A 15463-nucleotide genomic window follows, 5' to 3' on the forward strand; every position below is an offset into this window, starting at 1 on the left:
TGACGGCGCTGTTATCGATATATATCGATAACTCGGCTGTCAGGGCGACATTGTGTTGGGGACCTAGGCCGAATTGACCCATTCATCGGTGCCGTCGCCGAAGAACTGGTGCTTCCACACCGGTAGCCGCTCCTTGACGGTGTCGACCATCAGCGCGCACGTCGCGAAGGCCGCCTCGCGGTGATCGGCCGACACCGCGACCACCAGCGCGGCATCACCGATGCGCAGGTCGCCGATGCGGTGACTCACCGCCACTGCGCGCACCCCTTCGGCCGTGGCCGCCACCTCGTGTACGACCTCGGTCAGCGTCTGCAGCGCCGACGGATGGGCCGAATACTCCAGTCGGGTCACCGAGCGCCCACCGTCGTGGTCACGCACGACACCGGAGAACCCGACCACCGCACCGGCGGCCTCGTGGGCCACCAGGTCCTCGTGTTCGGTCAGCGAGATCGGGTCCTCGGACAGGGCCACGCGCACCACGTCAGCGCCGATGATCGCCTCCTGCGAGTTGGTCCAGCGCATGCGCCAGCACATCGTCGAGCACGTCCAGGCCGTCCTTCACCCCGCCCGAGGAACCGGGCAGGTTGATGATCAGGGTGCCGGCACTGACCCCGCAGACTCCGCGGGACAGCACGGCGGTCGGCACATGCGGCAGCCCGGACCGGCGGATGGCGTCGGCCAGGCCAGGAATCTGGTAATCGACCAGGGCGGCGGTGATATCAGCGGTGCGATCCGTCGGCGAGATGCCGGTGCCGCCCGAGGTGATGGTGACCGCGACCCGATCCGCCAGGGCCTGGCGCAGCGCCGCCTCGACATCGCTGCCATCGGCCACCACCACGGGTTCGGCGGCCTCGTAACCGCGCTCGCGCAGCCAGGAGACGATGATCGGGCCGGTGCGGTCGGAGTAGACACCCGCGGCGGCCCGGGTGGAGGCGATGACGACCCGTGCCGTCCTCATGGTGTCCAGGTGCCGGTCTTGCCGCCCTCTTTGCGCAGCACGTGCACGCCCTCGATGTGGGCGGCGGGATCGACGGCCTTGATCATGTCGTAGACCGTCAGCGCGGCCACGCTCACCGCGGTCAGCGCTTCCATCTCGACCCCGGTGCGGTCGGTGGTGCGCACGGTGGCGGTGATGATGACTTCTGTTGTGCCGATGTCGAATTCGACATCAACACCGGTGAGTGCCAACTGGTGGCACAGCGGGATCAAGTCGCTGGTCCGCTTGGCCGCCATGATGCCCGCGACGCGCGCGGTCGGCAGCGCGTCACCCTTGGGCAGCCCGCCGCCGGCGATCAGTTCGATGACATCGGCGCGGGTGTGCACGGCCCCCTGCGCGACGGCCGTGCGCTTGGTGGCGGTCTTGGCCGTGACGTCGACCATGTGCGCCGCGCCCGACTCGTCGAGGTGGGAGAGGCCGCTCACCGCTATCGGTTGACGACGGTGACCGGGTGCACGTAGGGCAGGGCGTCGGCCGGCAGGGGAAAGGTCACCTCACCGAACGGGGACATCGCACCGGCGCGGTTGCTGACGAGCTCGCTGACCGCGTGATCGCCGTCGGCCACCTCGGGCCAGCCATTGTCGACGTATTGGTTCTTCTTGTCTGCCACATCCGACATTGTGGCAGGTACTACGAGCGGTGGCGAGAGCGGGACGCTGCTTTACGCTGGTCAGCAATGACCCAGGGATTTAAGAGCATGCCCCTCGGCGTCTGGTTGGCCGACCTGCCCGACGAACGCCTGGTCCGGCTGCTCGAACTGCGACCCGACCTGACCCAACCGCCGCCGAGCACGATCGCGGCGCTGGCTGCCCGCGCACAGGCACGCCAGTCGGTCAAGGCTGCCACCGACGGGTTGAACTACCTGCATCTGGCGGTGCTGGACGCGCTGCTGGTGCTGCACGCCGAAACCGCCCCGGTGCCGCGGGACGCCATCGCCGATTTCATCGGTGTCCGGGCCGACGAAGCCGACGTCAAGGCGGCCCTCGAGGATCTGCAGGAGCGTGCGCTGGTCTGGGGAGACGAGACGCTGCGCGTGGTGTCCGAAGTGGCCGCAGGCCTGCCCTGGTACCCGGGACAGGCCGTGCACGACGGGCCCGAGTTGACCGCCGCGCAGATCCGGGAACTGCTCGACGGGCTCGACGAACCGTGTACGGAACTGCTGACCCGGTTGGTCGAGGGCTCCCCCGTCGGCCGCACCCGCGACGCGATTCCCGGCGCGCCGGCCGACCGCCCGGCCCAGCAACTGCTGGCCGCCGGCCTGCTGCACCGCATCCCGAGCGATACCGGCGACACCGTGATCCTGCCGCGGCTCGTCGCTCAGGTCCTACGCGGTGATCTTCCAGGTCCGACCGGGTTGCGTCGGCCGGATCCGACGGTGCACACCACCACGCAGTCCGACGTCGACTCGGTGGCCGCCGGTGCGGCCATCGACCTGCTGCGTGAGATCGACGTGCTCATCCAGACGCTCTCGGACGGCCCGGTCTCCGAATTGCGAGCCGGCGGCCTGGGCGTGCGCGACGTCAAGAAGCTGACCAAGCTGACCGGGATCGACGAACAGCGGCTGGCGCTGATCTTGGAGCTGTCGGCGGCGGCCGGACTGTTGGCGCCGGGCACACCGGATCCCGAGCCCGCCGCGGGTAACTCGCCGTACTGGGCGCCGACGGTCGGCGCCGACCGTTTCATCGAGGCCTCGACCGCGGCACGCTGGCAGCTGATCGCGTGGACGTGGCTGAATCTGCCGGCGCGGCCCAGCCTGGTCGGCCATCGTGGGCCGGACGGCAAGCCCTACGGGGTGCTGTCCGACGCGCTGTACTCGACCGCCGCCCCGCTGGATCGGCGGCTGCTGCTGACGGTGCTCGACGAGCTGGCTCCCGGCGCCGGGGTGGACGCCGAGTCCGCGGCCTTGGCGATGATGTGGCAGCGACCCCGCTGGGCGGCGCGACTGCAACTGGGCCCGGTGACCGATCTGCTGCGCGAGGCACACGCCGTCGGGCTGGTGGGCCGCGGGGCCATCGCCACCCCGACCCGGGCGTTGCTGACCCAGGCCGCCGAGGAAGATGACGACGCGACGATCGCCGCGATGGACAAGGTGCTGCCCGCACCGCTGGACCATTTCCTGCTGCAGGCCGACCTGACCGTCGTGGTGCCCGGGCCGCTGCTGCGCGAACTCGCCGAGCAGCTCGACGCGGTGGCGTCGGTCGAGTCGGCCGGTGCGGCGATGGTGTACCGGATCAGCGAGTCCTCGATCCGGCGTGCCCTGGACGCCGGCCGCACCGCGGGTGAACTACACGCGTTCTTCGAGAGGCACTCCAAGACCCCGGTACCGCAGGGCCTGACCTATCTGATCGACGACGTCGCGCGCCGACACGGTCAGCTGCGGGTCGGCATGGCGGCATCGTTCGTGCGGTGCGAGGACCCGGCCCTGTTGGCCCAGGCGGTGGCCACCCCGGCCGCGGAGGTGCTGGAGCTTCGCATCCTGGCGCCCACCGTCGCGGTGTCGCAGGCCCCGATCGGTGATGTGCTGGCCGCGCTGCGGGCCGGCGGGTTCGTGCCGGCCGCCGAGGACTCGACGGGTGCTGTGCTGGACATCCGCGCCCGCGGCGCCCGGGTGCCCACGCTGAGCCGTCGCCGGGTGTTCCGTCCGCTGACGGCGCCGACGCCGCAGACCCTGGGCGCGATCATCGCGGTGATGCGCAGCGTGGCCGCAACCCCGCGGTCCGGTGAGCGGCTGGACCCGGCCGTACTGATCGCGCTGCTTCAGCAGGCCGCGGTGGAGCAGACCTCGGTGGTGATGGGTTACGTCGACCCGGCCGGGGTGGCCACGCAGCGCGTCGTCGCACCGATCAACATCCGCGGCGGTCAGCTGACGGCCTTCGATCCGGCGTCCGGACGGGTCCGAGAGTTCGCCATCCATCGCGTGACATCGGTGGTGTCGGCCGACTCTGGATAATGGATGGGATGACTTCCCTCCAGAGGGGCCAGGCATGACCGAGGGCCCATTGATCGTGCAGTCCGACAAGACGGTGCTGCTCGAGGTCGACCATGAACTCGCCGGCGCCGCGCGCGCGGCGATCGCGCCGTTCGCCGAATTGGAACGCGCTCCCGAACACATCCACACCTACCGGATCACCCCGTTGGCGCTGTGGAACGCCCGCGCCGCCGGGCACGACGCCGAACAGGTCGTCGATGCACTGGTCAGCTTCTCCCGCTACGCGGTGCCGCAGCCGCTGCTGGTCGACATCGTCGACACCATGGCGCGCTATGGCCGGTTGCAGCTGATCAAGCATCCGGCCCACGGCCTGACCCTGGTCAGCTTGGACCGCGCCGTGCTCGAGGAGGTGCTGCGCAACAAGAAGATCGCCCCGATGTTGGGGGCGCGCATCGACGACGACACCGTGATCGTGCACGCCAGTGAACGCGGCCGGGTCAAGCAGATGCTGCTCAAGATCGGCTGGCCGGCCGAGGACCTGGCCGGTTACGTCGACGGTGAGGCGCACCCGATCACGCTGGATCAGGACGGCTGGGCGCTGCGCGACTATCAGGAGATGGCCGCCGACTCCTTCTGGGCCGGCGGGTCCGGTGTGGTGGTGCTGCCGTGCGGTGCCGGTAAGACGCTGGTGGGTGCCGCCGCCATGGCCAAAGCCGGTGCGACGACGCTGATCCTGGTCACCAACACGGTGGCCGGCCGGCAGTGGAAGCGCGAACTGATCGCCCGTACGTCGCTGACCGAGAACGAGATCGGCGAGTACTCCGGCGAGCGCAAGGAGATCCGCCCCGTCACGATTGCCACCTATCAGGTGATCACGCGGCGCACCAAGGGCGAGTACAAGCATCTGGAGCTGTTCGACAGCCGCGACTGGGGCCTGATCATCTACGACGAGGTGCACCTGCTGCCGGCCCCGGTCTTTCGGATGACGGCCGATCTGCAGTCCCGGCGTCGCCTCGGGCTGACCGCGACACTGATCCGTGAGGACGGCCGCGAGGGCGATGTCTTCTCGCTCATCGGGCCCAAGCGTTATGACGCGCCATGGAAGGACATCGAGGCCCAGGGCTGGATCGCCCCGGCCGAGTGCATCGAGGTCCGCGTCACGATGACCGACAACGAGCGGATGCTCTATGCCACCGCCGAACCCGAGGAACGCTACAAGCTGTGCTCGACGGCGCACACCAAGATCGCGGTGGTGAAGTCGATCCTGGACAAGCACAAGAGCGAGCCGACGCTGGTGATCGGCGCGTATCTGGACCAGCTCGACGAACTCGGCCGAGAGCTCGACGCCCCGGTGATCCAGGGTTCGACGAAGAACGCCGAGCGCGAGGAACTGTTCGACCAGTTCCGTCGTGGTGAGATCCGCACCCTGGTGGTGTCCAAGGTGGCGAACTTCTCCATCGATCTCCCGGAAGCATCGGTGGCCGTGCAGGTTTCGGGCACCTTCGGATCGCGTCAGGAGGAGGCGCAGCGGCTGGGCCGGCTGCTGCGGCCCAAGGCCGATGGCGGCGGGGCCATCTTCTACTCGGTGGTCAGCCGCGACAGCCTGGACGCCGAGTACGCCGCGCACCGGCAGCGGTTCCTGGCAGAGCAGGGCTACGGCTACATCATCAAGGATGCGGACGACCTGCTGGGTCCGGCGATCTAGACTGGACAGACCCTTACCCGAGGAGTTCGACGGTGACGAGTAATGACGGGGGCTATTACCCGCCACCCGGTGGACAGCCGTGGGGCGGCCAGCAGGGTCCTTCGCCGGGCTATCCGGTTTTCCCGCCGCAACCATCCGCCAAACGAAAAGGCCCGTGGCCGTGGATCATCGGGATCGGCGCAGTTCTCGTAGTCATCATTGTGGTCGCGGCCATCGGGCTCATCGCCTTCGGCTCCGGGGGTGATGACGACGCGCAAACTCAGCAGCGCACCGTGGTGACCTATGAAGTGACGGGCGCGGTCGATTCGGTGGAACTCATCTACTACAGCGACAAGGGACAAGAGCATCTAGCGACGGCGGCACTTCCGTGGCGCGAGACAGTCACGCTGGAGGGAGAGGATGCGTACTTCGATGTCTCCGCGCAGACGGTCGACGCATCTGATCAAGAACTCACTTGCCGAGTGACCGCGGATGGAAGAACGCTCATCGAGGACCGAACAGTGAGCGGGTTTGTCGGGTGCGGCGGACGGCTGAACGAGTTCTGATCAGCACGTCAGTGCCCGTCCCGATACCTGGAGGCGAAAACTCCGGCCATCTCCTCGGCCGCCTGTTCCGGTGAGGGCAGCTGTATTGCATCGCTGAGGATAGAACTCCACTCGGAGCGGTCGTGTCCCATCCGGGTCAGTCCCTCCAGCAAGAAGGTGTGCATCACCGACCGCGCTTTGGCTTGCGCGAGATCGGCGAGCACTCGGATCTCCTCTGCGAGTTCGCGTTCGGTCATCCTGACCACGGTCGGATCAAGCTCCACCCGCTTGACCGGTCCAGTGAGGTACGCCGTGACCGAGACCGTGCCGGCCGGATTGGTCACGGTGAAGACCGGGACATCGGCGTCCTCGTCCGGTGCCGACGGTTCAACTTCCGAAGCGTCGTCGTGGTGCTCATCGTCCGCCGACGCGGTGAATCCCCTGAAATCCAGGGCCGCCAACTCGCCGCCCTGCTCCTCCGGGACGTCATCGTCGTCATCGTCATCCCAGGATCCGCCGTTCACGGCCGGACCTCCGTCGACTCAGCCACCGGGCTGCATCTGCCGATCGAGGTTCTGCTTCTCCTGAGCATCGATGGCATCGTATTTCTCGGCGGCATGCTCGAGCTTGACGGCGAGATCCTCCGATTGAGATTGGACCATCCGGCTCGCGCGTTGGCGTTCCTCCTCCGCACGTTTGAGCGCCTTGGCAGTGTCATCACACACGGTGCCGTGTGTCTTCTCGACGTTGACGTGAACATCGCCGGCCGTTAGTCGCGCATCGAAAACGGCGCGAGCGGCCTGAGTCTGTTGATCGGCGAGCACACGGATGTGCGATGCGGTGACCTGCAGCGGACTCAGCGGTGTGCTCATCGTCAACTCCCTGTCGGCGGTGTCACGGGGTCGTAGTCATTGGCGGAATCCGAGATGGTGACGTCGTCGGCGATCCTCTTGTACTCGTCACCGACCTTGGCCACCGACCGCGCGATCGCGTCCGCCTCGTCCTGCATGCCCTCGTACTCCGGTATCGCCATGGCCAGCGTCGTCGCGACCATCGCGGTCTCCATCATGAACTGCGCGGCCTTGCCGTAGGACCCCAGCCTTCCGATGTACTGGGTCAGGTTGCCGAAGTCCGCCAGGTCGTTGTGGTGGATCTCCAATGATTTACGGATCGGCGGCAGAAGATCGGCCTCGGCGCTGATCAGCCGGTGCAATTCACGGTCCAGGCCGGCGAGAGTGGCCACCTTGTTCTCTTGGTCCTTGTTCTTCTCCGAGTAGCGGTCGGCCGCGGTCCCGCCGGACCACTGATCACTGGGATACGCACCCTTCAACGGAGCCTGTGCCGACTTGAAAGCCTCCGCGGAATGGGTGAATTGGTTGGCGTGGTCCGGATTGCCCTCACCGCAGGACTTCAGCATCCGATCGATGTGTTTCTGCCCCTCCTGGAGGATGAAGGTTGGAGCGATGATGAGTTTCCCGGCGCCATCAGCGGTCGTCTTGGCGATCTCGCTCAATTTCGGCAATCCGAGGTTGTCCGCGATCTCGACGACCCACTCGGCGGCCTTCTTCGCTTTCTCCGCGACCTCAGAAACACCGTCGACGATGTTGTCCATAAAGTCGAAAACGCCCACATCTCACCCCCGCCGCAATCGAGGCTAACACCGGCTCAACAGGCTCAGACGCACCAATCCGCCGGTTAGGCGGGGTCCGGCGATCTAAGCGTCCAGTGCCCCGGCGGCCACCGCCGCGGCGTTGATCCGGGTGAGCACGGTGTGCAGCTGTTCCAGCTCGGCCATGTCGACACCGAGACGGCTCACGACCGTGGGCGGGATCTGCAGCGCCTGCCGGCGCAGCGCCGCGCCACCCTCGGTCAGGTTGACCAGCGTGGTGCGTTCGTCGGTGGCGCTGCGGGCGCGACTGATGAAGCCCAGTGCCTCCAGCCGCTTGAGCATCGGCGAGACGGTCGCCGAGTCCATCTGCAGCAGGGTGGCGATCTGTTTGACCGACAGCGCGTCACCGCCGGCCTTGTCGTTGTCCCACAGTGCCAACATCACCAGATACTGCGGGTGGGTCAGGCCCAGCGGCTCGAGCAGCGGCCGGTACACGGCCAGCACGGCGCGGTTGGTGACCGCCAGCGCGAAGCACACCTGACGTTCCAGGGCGAGCGGGTCCAGGTCCCCGATTACTTCCGGCTCTGCCGACGATGAAGCCATCATCACAGCGTACTACTTGCTTAGGCCCCTATTAGTTAGGGTACGATCTAAATCATGGCCGCCACCCCCACCATCATGCAGCGGATTCTCTACGCCTACGGCAAGCGACTGCCGGCATCCATGCGTGAGTGGGTGAAGGAGGACCTGACCGGCAAGGGCGCGATCCGCCGCCACATGCTGCGCTACGCGATCCCGCCCGCCATCATCCTGGCCCCGCTGTGGCTGCTGCCCGCATCGCTGTACGTGCACCTGGAGATGACGGTGCCGATCTACACCTGGGCGCTGATCATGGCCTTCGTGTTGAACAAGGTGTGGCGTCGGCACCGGTTGTCCCAGCACGGACTGGACCCCGCCCTCATCGACACGCTGAACCGGGAGAAGAACGCCCGGCTGCACGAGGACTACGCCCGGCGCTACGGCGCCCGCCCCGATGAGGCGAAGTGGCAGTCCAATCCCAGCCCCTTCTAGACGTGCGGCCCGACTGCCTTCACGACGGTCAACAGGATCACCGAATCCTCGAGAGCTTCGAGCCCGTGCCGGGTGGGCGGCACCACCAGATGGTCACCGGCCGTTCCGTCCCAGCCGGCGTCGGCCGTGGTCAGCCTAACCCGACCCTGAAGCACCTGTAGCGTCGCCTCGCCCGGGCTCTCGTGTTCGTCCAAACCGTTGCCGGCGGTCAGCGCCACCAGCGTCTGACGCAGGCTGTGCTCATGACCGCCGTAGACGGTGTGTGCGCTGCGCCCACTGTTGTGGGCGCGGGCGGTCTCCAGGTGCTCACGGGCCAGTGCGGTGAGTGAGATCTTCTCCATGTGTCCACTATCGCACCTGTGACAAGGTCTCCTTGGCGCGTCGCGCCCAGTCGTCGGCCAGGATCTCGGTGGCCCCGGACAGTACCCCGTCGACGGCCAACCGCGCGACCAGCGCGGGATCCGTTTTCTGTTCTGCCGGAATATAACTGACCATATCGGTGTCCATGTAGCCGACGTGCAGGGCGGCGACGCCGATACCGCGCGGGGCCAGTTCGTCGCGCACCGCATCGGTGAGCGCCCAGGCGGCAGCCTTGGCCGCGGCGTACGCACCGGAAGTGGCCGGGTGCATCCAGGACAGCACCGACAGCACGTTCAGGATGGACCCGCCACCGTTGCGTTCGAGCACCGGCACGAACTCGCGGATGACGGTCAAGGTGCCGAAGTAATGCGTGTCCATCTCGGCGCGGATGTCCTCGATCGGGCCGGACAACAGGTTGGCCCTGGTGGAGATCCCGGCGTTGTTCACCAGAATCGTGACATCCGAGGCGATTTCGGCGGCCTGACGCACCGACTCGGGATCGGTGATGTCGATCCGCACCGGGATGACGCCGGGAATGTCGACCCTCTCGGGCCGCCGCGCCCCTGCGTACACCTTGGCGCCGCGGGCGAGGAACTCCTCGGCGATCCTTCGACCCAGACCGCGGTTGGCGCCGGTGATCAGGACGGTGATGTTGGTGCTCATGATGTACTCCTTTGTCTGTTCGCCCTCAACACCTTTCGCAACAGCGCTCATCCCGCCGACTGAGAGGTTTCGACTCACAGCTGCAAGCGTGTGCGTCGTGGTCAGCGGCGCGGGTTCGCGGTGACCATGGACCGATGCAATCCACATTGTGGCCGGTGGCCCGGACCGCGGCGGCACTGGCCGCGGCCATGGGAATCGGACGGTTCGCCTATACACCGATCCTGCCGCTGATGACGGCTCAGACTCCGCTTGGCGCGCAGGCCGCCGGGCAGCTGGCCACCGCCAACTATGTCGGCTATCTGGTGGGGGCCGTCGCCACGGCGGTCGTCCCACGGCTGGGCCGCTCCCGCGCGATGTGCCAAACCAGTCTGGCGGCGGTGACACTGAGCCTGCTGGCGATGCCACTGACCACCGCCGTGCCGCTCTGGTTGACGCTGCGAACCATCGCTGGACTGGGCAGCGCGCTGGCATTCGTCATCGCGGTGAACGCTCTACTGGACAGCGTGCCCCGGCACGTGGGGTTCGGCTTCGGTGGTGTGGGCGTAGGGATCGCGCTGTCGGCCGGCCTCGTCCTGGTGGTGCCGACAGACTGGCGGACGGCGTGGTGGGCGGTCGCGGCGCTGGCGGTCGTGTTGACTGCGCTTGCGTGGGGTATCCGCCCCGGGCCCGCCGCGGCACCGGCGGGCGACAGCGGGCACCGCGACCGGCCCGGCTTCTGGCTGCTGTTCGGCGGCTACACGCTCGAGGGCATCGGCTATATCGTCGCGGGCACTTTCCTGGTCGCCGCACTGGCGCAGCGGTCACCCGGTCGCATGGGTGATGCGGCCTGGCTGGTGGTCGGGCTGTCGGTGATCCCGTCGGCGGCGCTGTGGGACCGCGTCTCCAGCCGCTGGTCGCGGCCGGGATTACTCACCGTCGCGCTGCTCCTACAAGCGGCCGGGATCGCGCTGGCCTGCACCGGTGGAGTCGCCACGGCCATGCTGGGCGCAATCCTGTTCGGCGGCACCTTCATCGGCGTGAGCACGCTGGCGTTGGGCCACGGCCGGATGCTGGGCGCCCCGGGAGCCGTCGCCGTTCTCACCGCGGGCTACTCGGTGGGACAGATCGTCGGCCCGTTGTTGGTCAACCCGCTGTTGCACAGCGGCTTTCAGCTGGCGCTCGGTGCGGGCGGCGTGACCGTGCTACTGGCCGCCGTGGTCTGCGCGCTGATGTGGATCATCCACCGGAAGCCACACCCCGTCGGCGCCGATACCGAGGTCACCGACATCGCGGGTGAAGGCGTCGACGACGGCCAGCACCGAGGCCCGGTCCTCCGCCCGGCGCCACACCAGTGACCATGTCCACAACGGCTCCGGCTCGCACACCGGTCGGCGAACCAGATCACCCGCGCCGGAGTCGTTCTGGCCCTTGGGATTATTGAGGACCGGCCGGCCCAGCCGGCGCACGTGTTCGAAGAAGGTCGGCCCGGTGACGCCGCCGTCGTCGGTACGCATGACGCGGGCACCGGTGGCCGCGGCGAACTGTTCGGCATAGCGGTTCCACGACGACCAGGTGGCGGTGTCGGTATCCACCAGCACGACGGTGTCTTTCGCGTCGACGGGACCGGCGTCGGATCCGGCCGACAGCGCGTAGAGCCGGTCCACCCCCACCAGCCGCGCCGAGAGGTCCAACTCGGACAGATCGGAGTTCTGCACCCAGCAGATCGCCAGATCGAGGCTGCCGTCGGCCACCCGGGCGGCCTGGGCGTGCGAGGGCATCACCCAGGTGTCCACGCGCAGGGTGGCCACCCCGGCGGCACGCTCGGACCAGTCCACCGGGCACCAGTTCACGCAGCCGATCCGCACCGGGTCGTCGGTGGCCAAACCCGTTACTCGCCTGCGCAATTCGTCGGCCTGCCGCACCAGGGAGCGGGCGTCGGGCAGCAGTGCCGCGCCGGCGGCCGTCAGCGCCACCGACCGGCGGTCGCGATCGAACAGCTGCACCTTCAGGTCACGTTCCAGCGCCTTGATCTGCTGGGACAGCGACGGCCCCGCGATGTGCAGGCGCTCGGCGGCCCGGCCGAAGTTCAGTTCCTCGGCGACGGTCACGAAATACCGCAGCTGCCGCAATTCCACCCGGTCAGCGTAGTAGGCGTGCGCTATCACCAGCGAGGTTTCCGGTCCTATCAACCGGGACGTGCGGCACCTGGAATGAGGTTGACCGGTGCAGAACCCACCAGAAAGGCACGAACCATGAGTAATCCCACCCGCGTCGTCATCATCACCGGCGCCTCCCAGGGCATCGGCGAGGCGCTGGTTTCCGGCTACCGCAAGCTCGGCTACGCCGTCGTCGCCAACTCCCGCAGCATCACCGAAGGCGACGATCCGATGGTGCTGACCGTCGCCGGTGACATCGGCGTACCCGGTGTCGGACAACGCATCATCGATGCGGCCATGGCACGGTTCGGCCGCGTCGACACCGTCGTCAACAATGCCGGCATCTTCATCGCCAAACCGTTCACCGAGTACACCGACGCCGACTATGACGCCATCACCGGGGTGAACCTGCGCGGCTTCTTCGAGGTGACCCGCGCGGCCATCGCCGTGATGGGCGACGGCGGACATGTGGTCAACGTGTCCACCAGCCTGGTCGACCAGGCCACCAAGGCCGCTCCCTCGGTGCTGGCCTCGCTGACCAAGGGCGGCCTGAACGCCGCCACCAAGTCGCTGGCCGTCGAATACGCCGACCGCGGTATCCGTGCCAACGCCGTCGCACTCGGCATCATCCGCACCCCGATGCACGCCGACGACGAGTACGCCGCACTGGCACAACTGAATCCGCAGCAGCGCATCGGCGAACTCGACGAGGTGGTCGACGCCGTGTTGTATCTGGAGAACGCCGGCTTCGTGACCGGCGAGATCCTGCACGTCGACGGAGGCCAGCATGCCGGACACTGAGACCGTTCTGCGCACGGTGCTCGACGAGTGGAAGGCCGGGATCGACGACCACGATCCCGGCCGCGCCGCCGCGGCGTTCACCGAGGACGCGATCTTCCAGGGTCTCAAGCCCTACGGGGTGGGCCGCGACGCCGTGTTCGCCTACTACGACGGGCAGCCGGCCGGGCTCAGAGTCGAATACTCGTTCCTGGAGAGCCGCCGTCTGAGCGACACCGTGCTGTTGGGCTACCTGCAGGCCGACTTCACCTTCGCCGACGGCTCCGGAGTGAGCTTGAACTTGGGCGTCGTCGTCACCGAGACCGCCGAGGGATGGCGGGTCGCGCAGTATCAGGTCAGCGCAAGGCCGGAATGACCTCGCGCTCGAACAGTTCGATGCCGGAGCGGTCATAGGCCGCCTCGGGGAAGTAGAGGATGGCGTACTCGCAGCCGAGATCACGCATCCGGGTCAGCCGTTCGACGATCTGCTCGGGAGTGCCGGTGGCCGAGTCCGGTGAGGCGACGTTGGCCAGCATGGCGTCGACCGCCGCCTCGCCGGCCTTGTCCACCTGACGGGTGCGAATCCGCTCCAACCGCTCCTTCACCTCGTCCTCGGTGGCGGCGACGACGGCGTTGAAGTTGGCCGACCGCACGATCGCGTCGAAGTCGGTGCCGACCGCACGGCAGTGTTCGGCCAGCACCTGCGACTTGTGTTGGAAGTCCGCGGGCACGCAACTGAAATTCGTGTACTTGGCGTACTTGGCCGCGATCTTGAGGGTGACCTTCTCTCCACCGCCGGCGATCCACAGCGGCGGGCCGCCGTCCTGCAGCGGTTTGGGCGCCACGATGGCGTCGTTGACCTGGTAGTACTTACCGTCCAGCGTGACGCGGCCGTCGCGCCAGGCGTCCCGCATGATCTGCACGCCCTCGTCGAGACGGCCCAACCGCTCCCCCGCCGAGGGGAATCCGTAGCCATAGGCGCGCCACTCGTGCTCGTACCAGCCGCCGCCGATGCCCATCTGCACGCGGCCACCCGAAATGATGTCCGTGGTTGCAGCCACCTTTGCCAGGTAGGCGGGATTCCGATACGACATGGCGGTACACATCTGTCCCAGCTCGACCCGTTCTGTCGTGGCCGCGAACGCTGCCATCAGCGTCCAGGCCTCGTGGGTCGCCTCATCGGTGGGAACGGGAACGGTGTGAAAGTGGTCGTAGACCCACACCGAGTCCCACGTGCTGTTATCGGCGTAGCGAGCCAGCTCGTGCATCACTGACCAGTGGTTTTCGGTGGGGATGCCGACGAGATCGAGTCGCCAACCCTGCGGGATGAACAGTCCGAAGCGCATAGCCCTCGACTCTAGGCCCGCCCGCGCCATTGTTAAATCGTCTACACTCGCAGAAGTTTGTTCGCTACATCCATTCGGTGAGGACCTGGTCATGACTGCCACCCGACGTCGCTTTGCGGCTGCCATCGCGGCGGCCGTCATGCCGCTGACCGCTGTTGCCATCGCCACGGCGGCACCGAGCGGCGCCGAGACCACCTGCAACCCAGGTCAGGTCAACTACAACGGTGCCTGCGTGGACAACTGCAAGCGCAACGAGGTCCGCAACTCGGGCACCGGCGAGTGCCAGACGTTGCTGGCCGCCGCGCTGGACAAGGCCGAAACCCCGGCTGTGGCCAAGCTCACGCCCGAGCAGATGGGCGGTGCCTGGCAGCTGGCCAACAATCTCGGCGCGATCCCGCGGGCCAACCAGATCTGGGGCACCGTGGTGAACACGGTCGACACCGTGGTCGGCTGGCCGGCTTTGATCGCCGCGGCGTCCGCCGATACCGCTGCGACGCTGGCATTCTTCGGGCTGTTGCCGGGTGTCGGTGCCACCGGTAACGGTTTCACTTCCCTGGCCAACGCTTCCCAGGTCACGGGCCAGACCTTCGCCGCGGCCTCCGACGTGGCCCGCGTGGCCACTTCGATGCCGTCGCTGCAGCTGCCCCAGCTGCCGCAGTTCCAGCTGCCCCCGCCGCCGCCGATCGGTCTGCCCGAGCTGCCGGGCCCGCCGAAGATCGGGATGCCGGAAATGCCGAAGATCGGCATGCCGCGTATCGGTCCGCCGAAGCTCGGTGCCTCGGGCATCTGCGGTCCGAAGCTGCTGTTCTTCCGACCCTGCCTCTAGAGCCATGCCGCTCTCCCGGGAAGAACGTGAGGCGTTCCTGGCTGAGCCGCATGTCGCGGCGCTGTCGATAGCTGCCGGTCCCACCCGCGGACCATTGACGCTGCCGATCTGGTACCAGTACACCCCGGGCGGACAGCCCTGGTTCCTGACCGGCGTCGGATCACGCAAGCACCGGCTGATCGAGGCCGCCGGCCATCTGTCGCTGATGGTCGACCGGGTCGAACCGACGGTGCGCTACGTCGCCGTCGACGGTGCCGTGGCCCGTATCGAAGAGGGCACCGACGAGCAGCTCGTCGAGATGACCAAGCGCTATCTGCCGCCCGAGGCCGTCGAGCCCTATCTGGAGATGGCCCGCCGTGAACACGGCCCCAGCGTCGCGGTGTATCTGCGCCCGCAGCACTGGTTCTCCGCCGATCTCGGCGGCTTCTAGGAGACTGCTGAATTAAGGGTGTTTGGGGCGGGGTGCCTCAGAGCGCTCTGTGGCGCGTGAGTGTAAGTCAGACCCTGAGGTCGACAGATTC

General features: G+C 67.5%; 20 protein-coding genes and 1 pseudogene. 9 read left to right on the forward strand and 12 right to left on the reverse strand.

Annotation, left to right across the window (positions count from 1 at the left end):
• Positions 1–63: 63 nt before the first annotated feature.
• From ACWDUN_RS09400 to ACWDUN_RS09415, 4 genes are read right to left on the reverse strand one after another with little or no spacing between them, the layout of a single operon-like run.
• Positions 64–492 carry a molybdenum cofactor biosynthesis protein MoaE gene (locus ACWDUN_RS09400; protein WP_449927819.1) on the reverse strand — a complete coding sequence of 143 codons (429 nt, stop codon included), beginning with the start codon at positions 490–492 and terminating at the stop codon, positions 64–66.
• Positions 482–958 (reverse strand): MogA/MoaB family molybdenum cofactor biosynthesis protein, encoded by a 477-nt coding sequence (locus tag ACWDUN_RS09405; RefSeq protein WP_449927717.1) that lies wholly within the window; start codon positions 956–958, stop codon positions 482–484. The genes ACWDUN_RS09400 and ACWDUN_RS09405 overlap by 11 nt, the downstream gene beginning before the upstream one ends.
• Positions 955–1380: a cyclic pyranopterin monophosphate synthase MoaC gene (gene moaC / locus ACWDUN_RS09410; RefSeq protein ID WP_449927821.1), complete on the reverse strand. Its 426-nt coding sequence runs from the start codon at positions 1378–1380 to the stop codon at positions 955–957. Before moaC ends, ACWDUN_RS09405 begins: the two co-directional genes overlap by 4 nt.
• Positions 1381–1424: 44 nt before the next feature.
• The gene (locus ACWDUN_RS09415; protein ID WP_449927719.1) at positions 1425–1616 is read right to left on the reverse strand and encodes a hypothetical protein; all 192 of its coding nucleotides are present in this window, start codon (positions 1614–1616) and stop codon (positions 1425–1427) included.
• Positions 1617–1673: 57 nt separating this feature from the next.
• Between ACWDUN_RS09415 and ACWDUN_RS09420 the strand changes: the two genes are divergently transcribed.
• The 3 genes from ACWDUN_RS09420 to ACWDUN_RS09430 are packed head-to-tail and all read left to right on the forward strand — an operon-like array spanning position 1674 to position 6176.
• The gene (locus ACWDUN_RS09420; RefSeq protein WP_449927721.1) at positions 1674–3947 is read left to right on the forward strand and encodes a helicase-associated domain-containing protein; all 2274 of its coding nucleotides are present in this window, start codon (positions 1674–1676) and stop codon (positions 3945–3947) included.
• A gap of 34 nt (positions 3948–3981) precedes the next feature.
• Positions 3982–5631 (forward strand): DNA repair helicase XPB, encoded by a 1650-nt coding sequence (locus ACWDUN_RS09425; RefSeq protein WP_449927723.1) that lies wholly within the window; start codon positions 3982–3984, stop codon positions 5629–5631.
• 32 nt (positions 5632–5663) lie between these two features.
• Entirely contained in the window at positions 5664–6176 is a 513-nt protein-coding gene (locus ACWDUN_RS09430) for an MmpS family transport accessory protein (RefSeq protein ID WP_449927725.1), read from the forward strand.
• Positions 6177–6184: 8 nt separating this feature from the next.
• Here ACWDUN_RS09430 and ACWDUN_RS09435 read toward each other — a convergent pair whose 3' ends face one another.
• The 4 genes from ACWDUN_RS09435 to ACWDUN_RS09450 form a co-directional block, all read right to left on the reverse strand.
• Positions 6185–6679 (reverse strand): YbaB/EbfC family DNA-binding protein, encoded by a 495-nt coding sequence (locus ACWDUN_RS09435; RefSeq protein ID WP_449927727.1) that lies wholly within the window; start codon positions 6677–6679, stop codon positions 6185–6187.
• Between the two features lie 18 nt (positions 6680–6697).
• Positions 6698–7027 carry a type VII secretion target gene (locus ACWDUN_RS09440; RefSeq protein ID WP_449927729.1) on the reverse strand — a complete coding sequence of 110 codons (330 nt, stop codon included), beginning with the start codon at positions 7025–7027 and terminating at the stop codon, positions 6698–6700.
• 2 nt (positions 7028–7029) lie between these two features.
• A complete protein-coding gene (locus ACWDUN_RS09445; protein WP_449927730.1) occupies positions 7030–7785 on the reverse strand; it encodes an EspA/EspE family type VII secretion system effector in 756 nt (251 codons plus the stop codon).
• A gap of 84 nt (positions 7786–7869) precedes the next feature.
• Entirely contained in the window at positions 7870–8367 is a 498-nt protein-coding gene (locus ACWDUN_RS09450) for a MarR family winged helix-turn-helix transcriptional regulator (protein WP_449927732.1), read from the reverse strand.
• Positions 8368–8421: 54 nt separating this feature from the next.
• Here ACWDUN_RS09450 and ACWDUN_RS09455 point away from each other — a divergent pair, with 54 nt between their 5' ends.
• Complete coding sequence (locus tag ACWDUN_RS09455; protein WP_449927734.1) at positions 8422–8835, forward strand: DUF5313 domain-containing protein; 414 nt, start codon at positions 8422–8424, stop codon at positions 8833–8835.
• On the opposite strand, the gene ACWDUN_RS09460 is transcribed toward ACWDUN_RS09455, so the two are convergent.
• Both ACWDUN_RS09460 and ACWDUN_RS09465 read right to left on the reverse strand, forming a co-directional pair.
• Positions 8832–9176 carry a cupin domain-containing protein gene (locus ACWDUN_RS09460; RefSeq protein WP_449927736.1) on the reverse strand — a complete coding sequence of 115 codons (345 nt, stop codon included), beginning with the start codon at positions 9174–9176 and terminating at the stop codon, positions 8832–8834. The genes ACWDUN_RS09455 and ACWDUN_RS09460 overlap by 4 nt on opposite strands.
• Positions 9177–9183: 7 nt before the next feature.
• Complete coding sequence (locus tag ACWDUN_RS09465; RefSeq protein WP_449927738.1) at positions 9184–9858, reverse strand: SDR family oxidoreductase; 675 nt, start codon at positions 9856–9858, stop codon at positions 9184–9186.
• 188 nt (positions 9859–10046) lie between these two features.
• Between ACWDUN_RS09465 and ACWDUN_RS09470 the strand changes: the two are divergent.
• Positions 10047–10997, forward strand: a pseudogene (locus tag ACWDUN_RS09470) (YbfB/YjiJ family MFS transporter); the annotation flags it as partial.
• A gap of 42 nt (positions 10998–11039) precedes the next feature.
• Here ACWDUN_RS09470 and ACWDUN_RS09475 read toward each other — a convergent pair.
• A complete protein-coding gene (locus ACWDUN_RS09475) occupies positions 11040–11972 on the reverse strand; it encodes a LysR family transcriptional regulator (protein ID WP_449927740.1) in 933 nt (310 codons plus the stop codon).
• A 117-nt stretch (positions 11973–12089) separates the two neighbouring features.
• Here ACWDUN_RS09475 and ACWDUN_RS09480 point away from each other — a divergent pair, with 117 nt between their 5' ends.
• Together ACWDUN_RS09480 and ACWDUN_RS09485 are read left to right on the forward strand one after the other, a co-directional pair.
• On the forward strand, positions 12090–12794 hold the full coding sequence (locus ACWDUN_RS09480; RefSeq protein ID WP_449927742.1) for an SDR family NAD(P)-dependent oxidoreductase: 705 nt from the start codon (positions 12090–12092) through the stop codon (positions 12792–12794).
• Positions 12781–13146, forward strand: a complete 366-nt coding sequence (locus ACWDUN_RS09485; protein ID WP_449927744.1) for an SgcJ/EcaC family oxidoreductase — start codon at positions 12781–12783, stop codon at positions 13144–13146. The genes ACWDUN_RS09480 and ACWDUN_RS09485 overlap by 14 nt, the downstream gene beginning before the upstream one ends.
• Here ACWDUN_RS09485 and ACWDUN_RS09490 read toward each other — a convergent pair.
• Positions 13127–14116: an LLM class F420-dependent oxidoreductase gene (locus tag ACWDUN_RS09490; protein ID WP_449927746.1), complete on the reverse strand. Its 990-nt coding sequence runs from the start codon at positions 14114–14116 to the stop codon at positions 13127–13129. The two genes, ACWDUN_RS09485 and ACWDUN_RS09490, sit on opposite strands and share 20 nt — an antisense overlap.
• Before the next feature lie 91 nt (positions 14117–14207).
• Here ACWDUN_RS09490 and ACWDUN_RS09495 point away from each other — a divergent pair, with 91 nt between their 5' ends.
• Together ACWDUN_RS09495 and ACWDUN_RS09500 are read left to right on the forward strand one after the other, a co-directional pair.
• Positions 14208–14942, forward strand: coding sequence for a hypothetical protein (locus ACWDUN_RS09495; RefSeq protein ID WP_449927747.1), 735 nt, complete (start codon positions 14208–14210; stop codon positions 14940–14942).
• Positions 14943–14946: 4 nt separating this feature from the next.
• Complete coding sequence (locus tag ACWDUN_RS09500; protein WP_449927749.1) at positions 14947–15372, forward strand: pyridoxamine 5'-phosphate oxidase family protein; 426 nt, start codon at positions 14947–14949, stop codon at positions 15370–15372.
• Positions 15373–15463 lie beyond the last annotated feature (91 nt).

Source organism: Mycobacterium sp. NPDC003323, assembly GCF_053589535.1.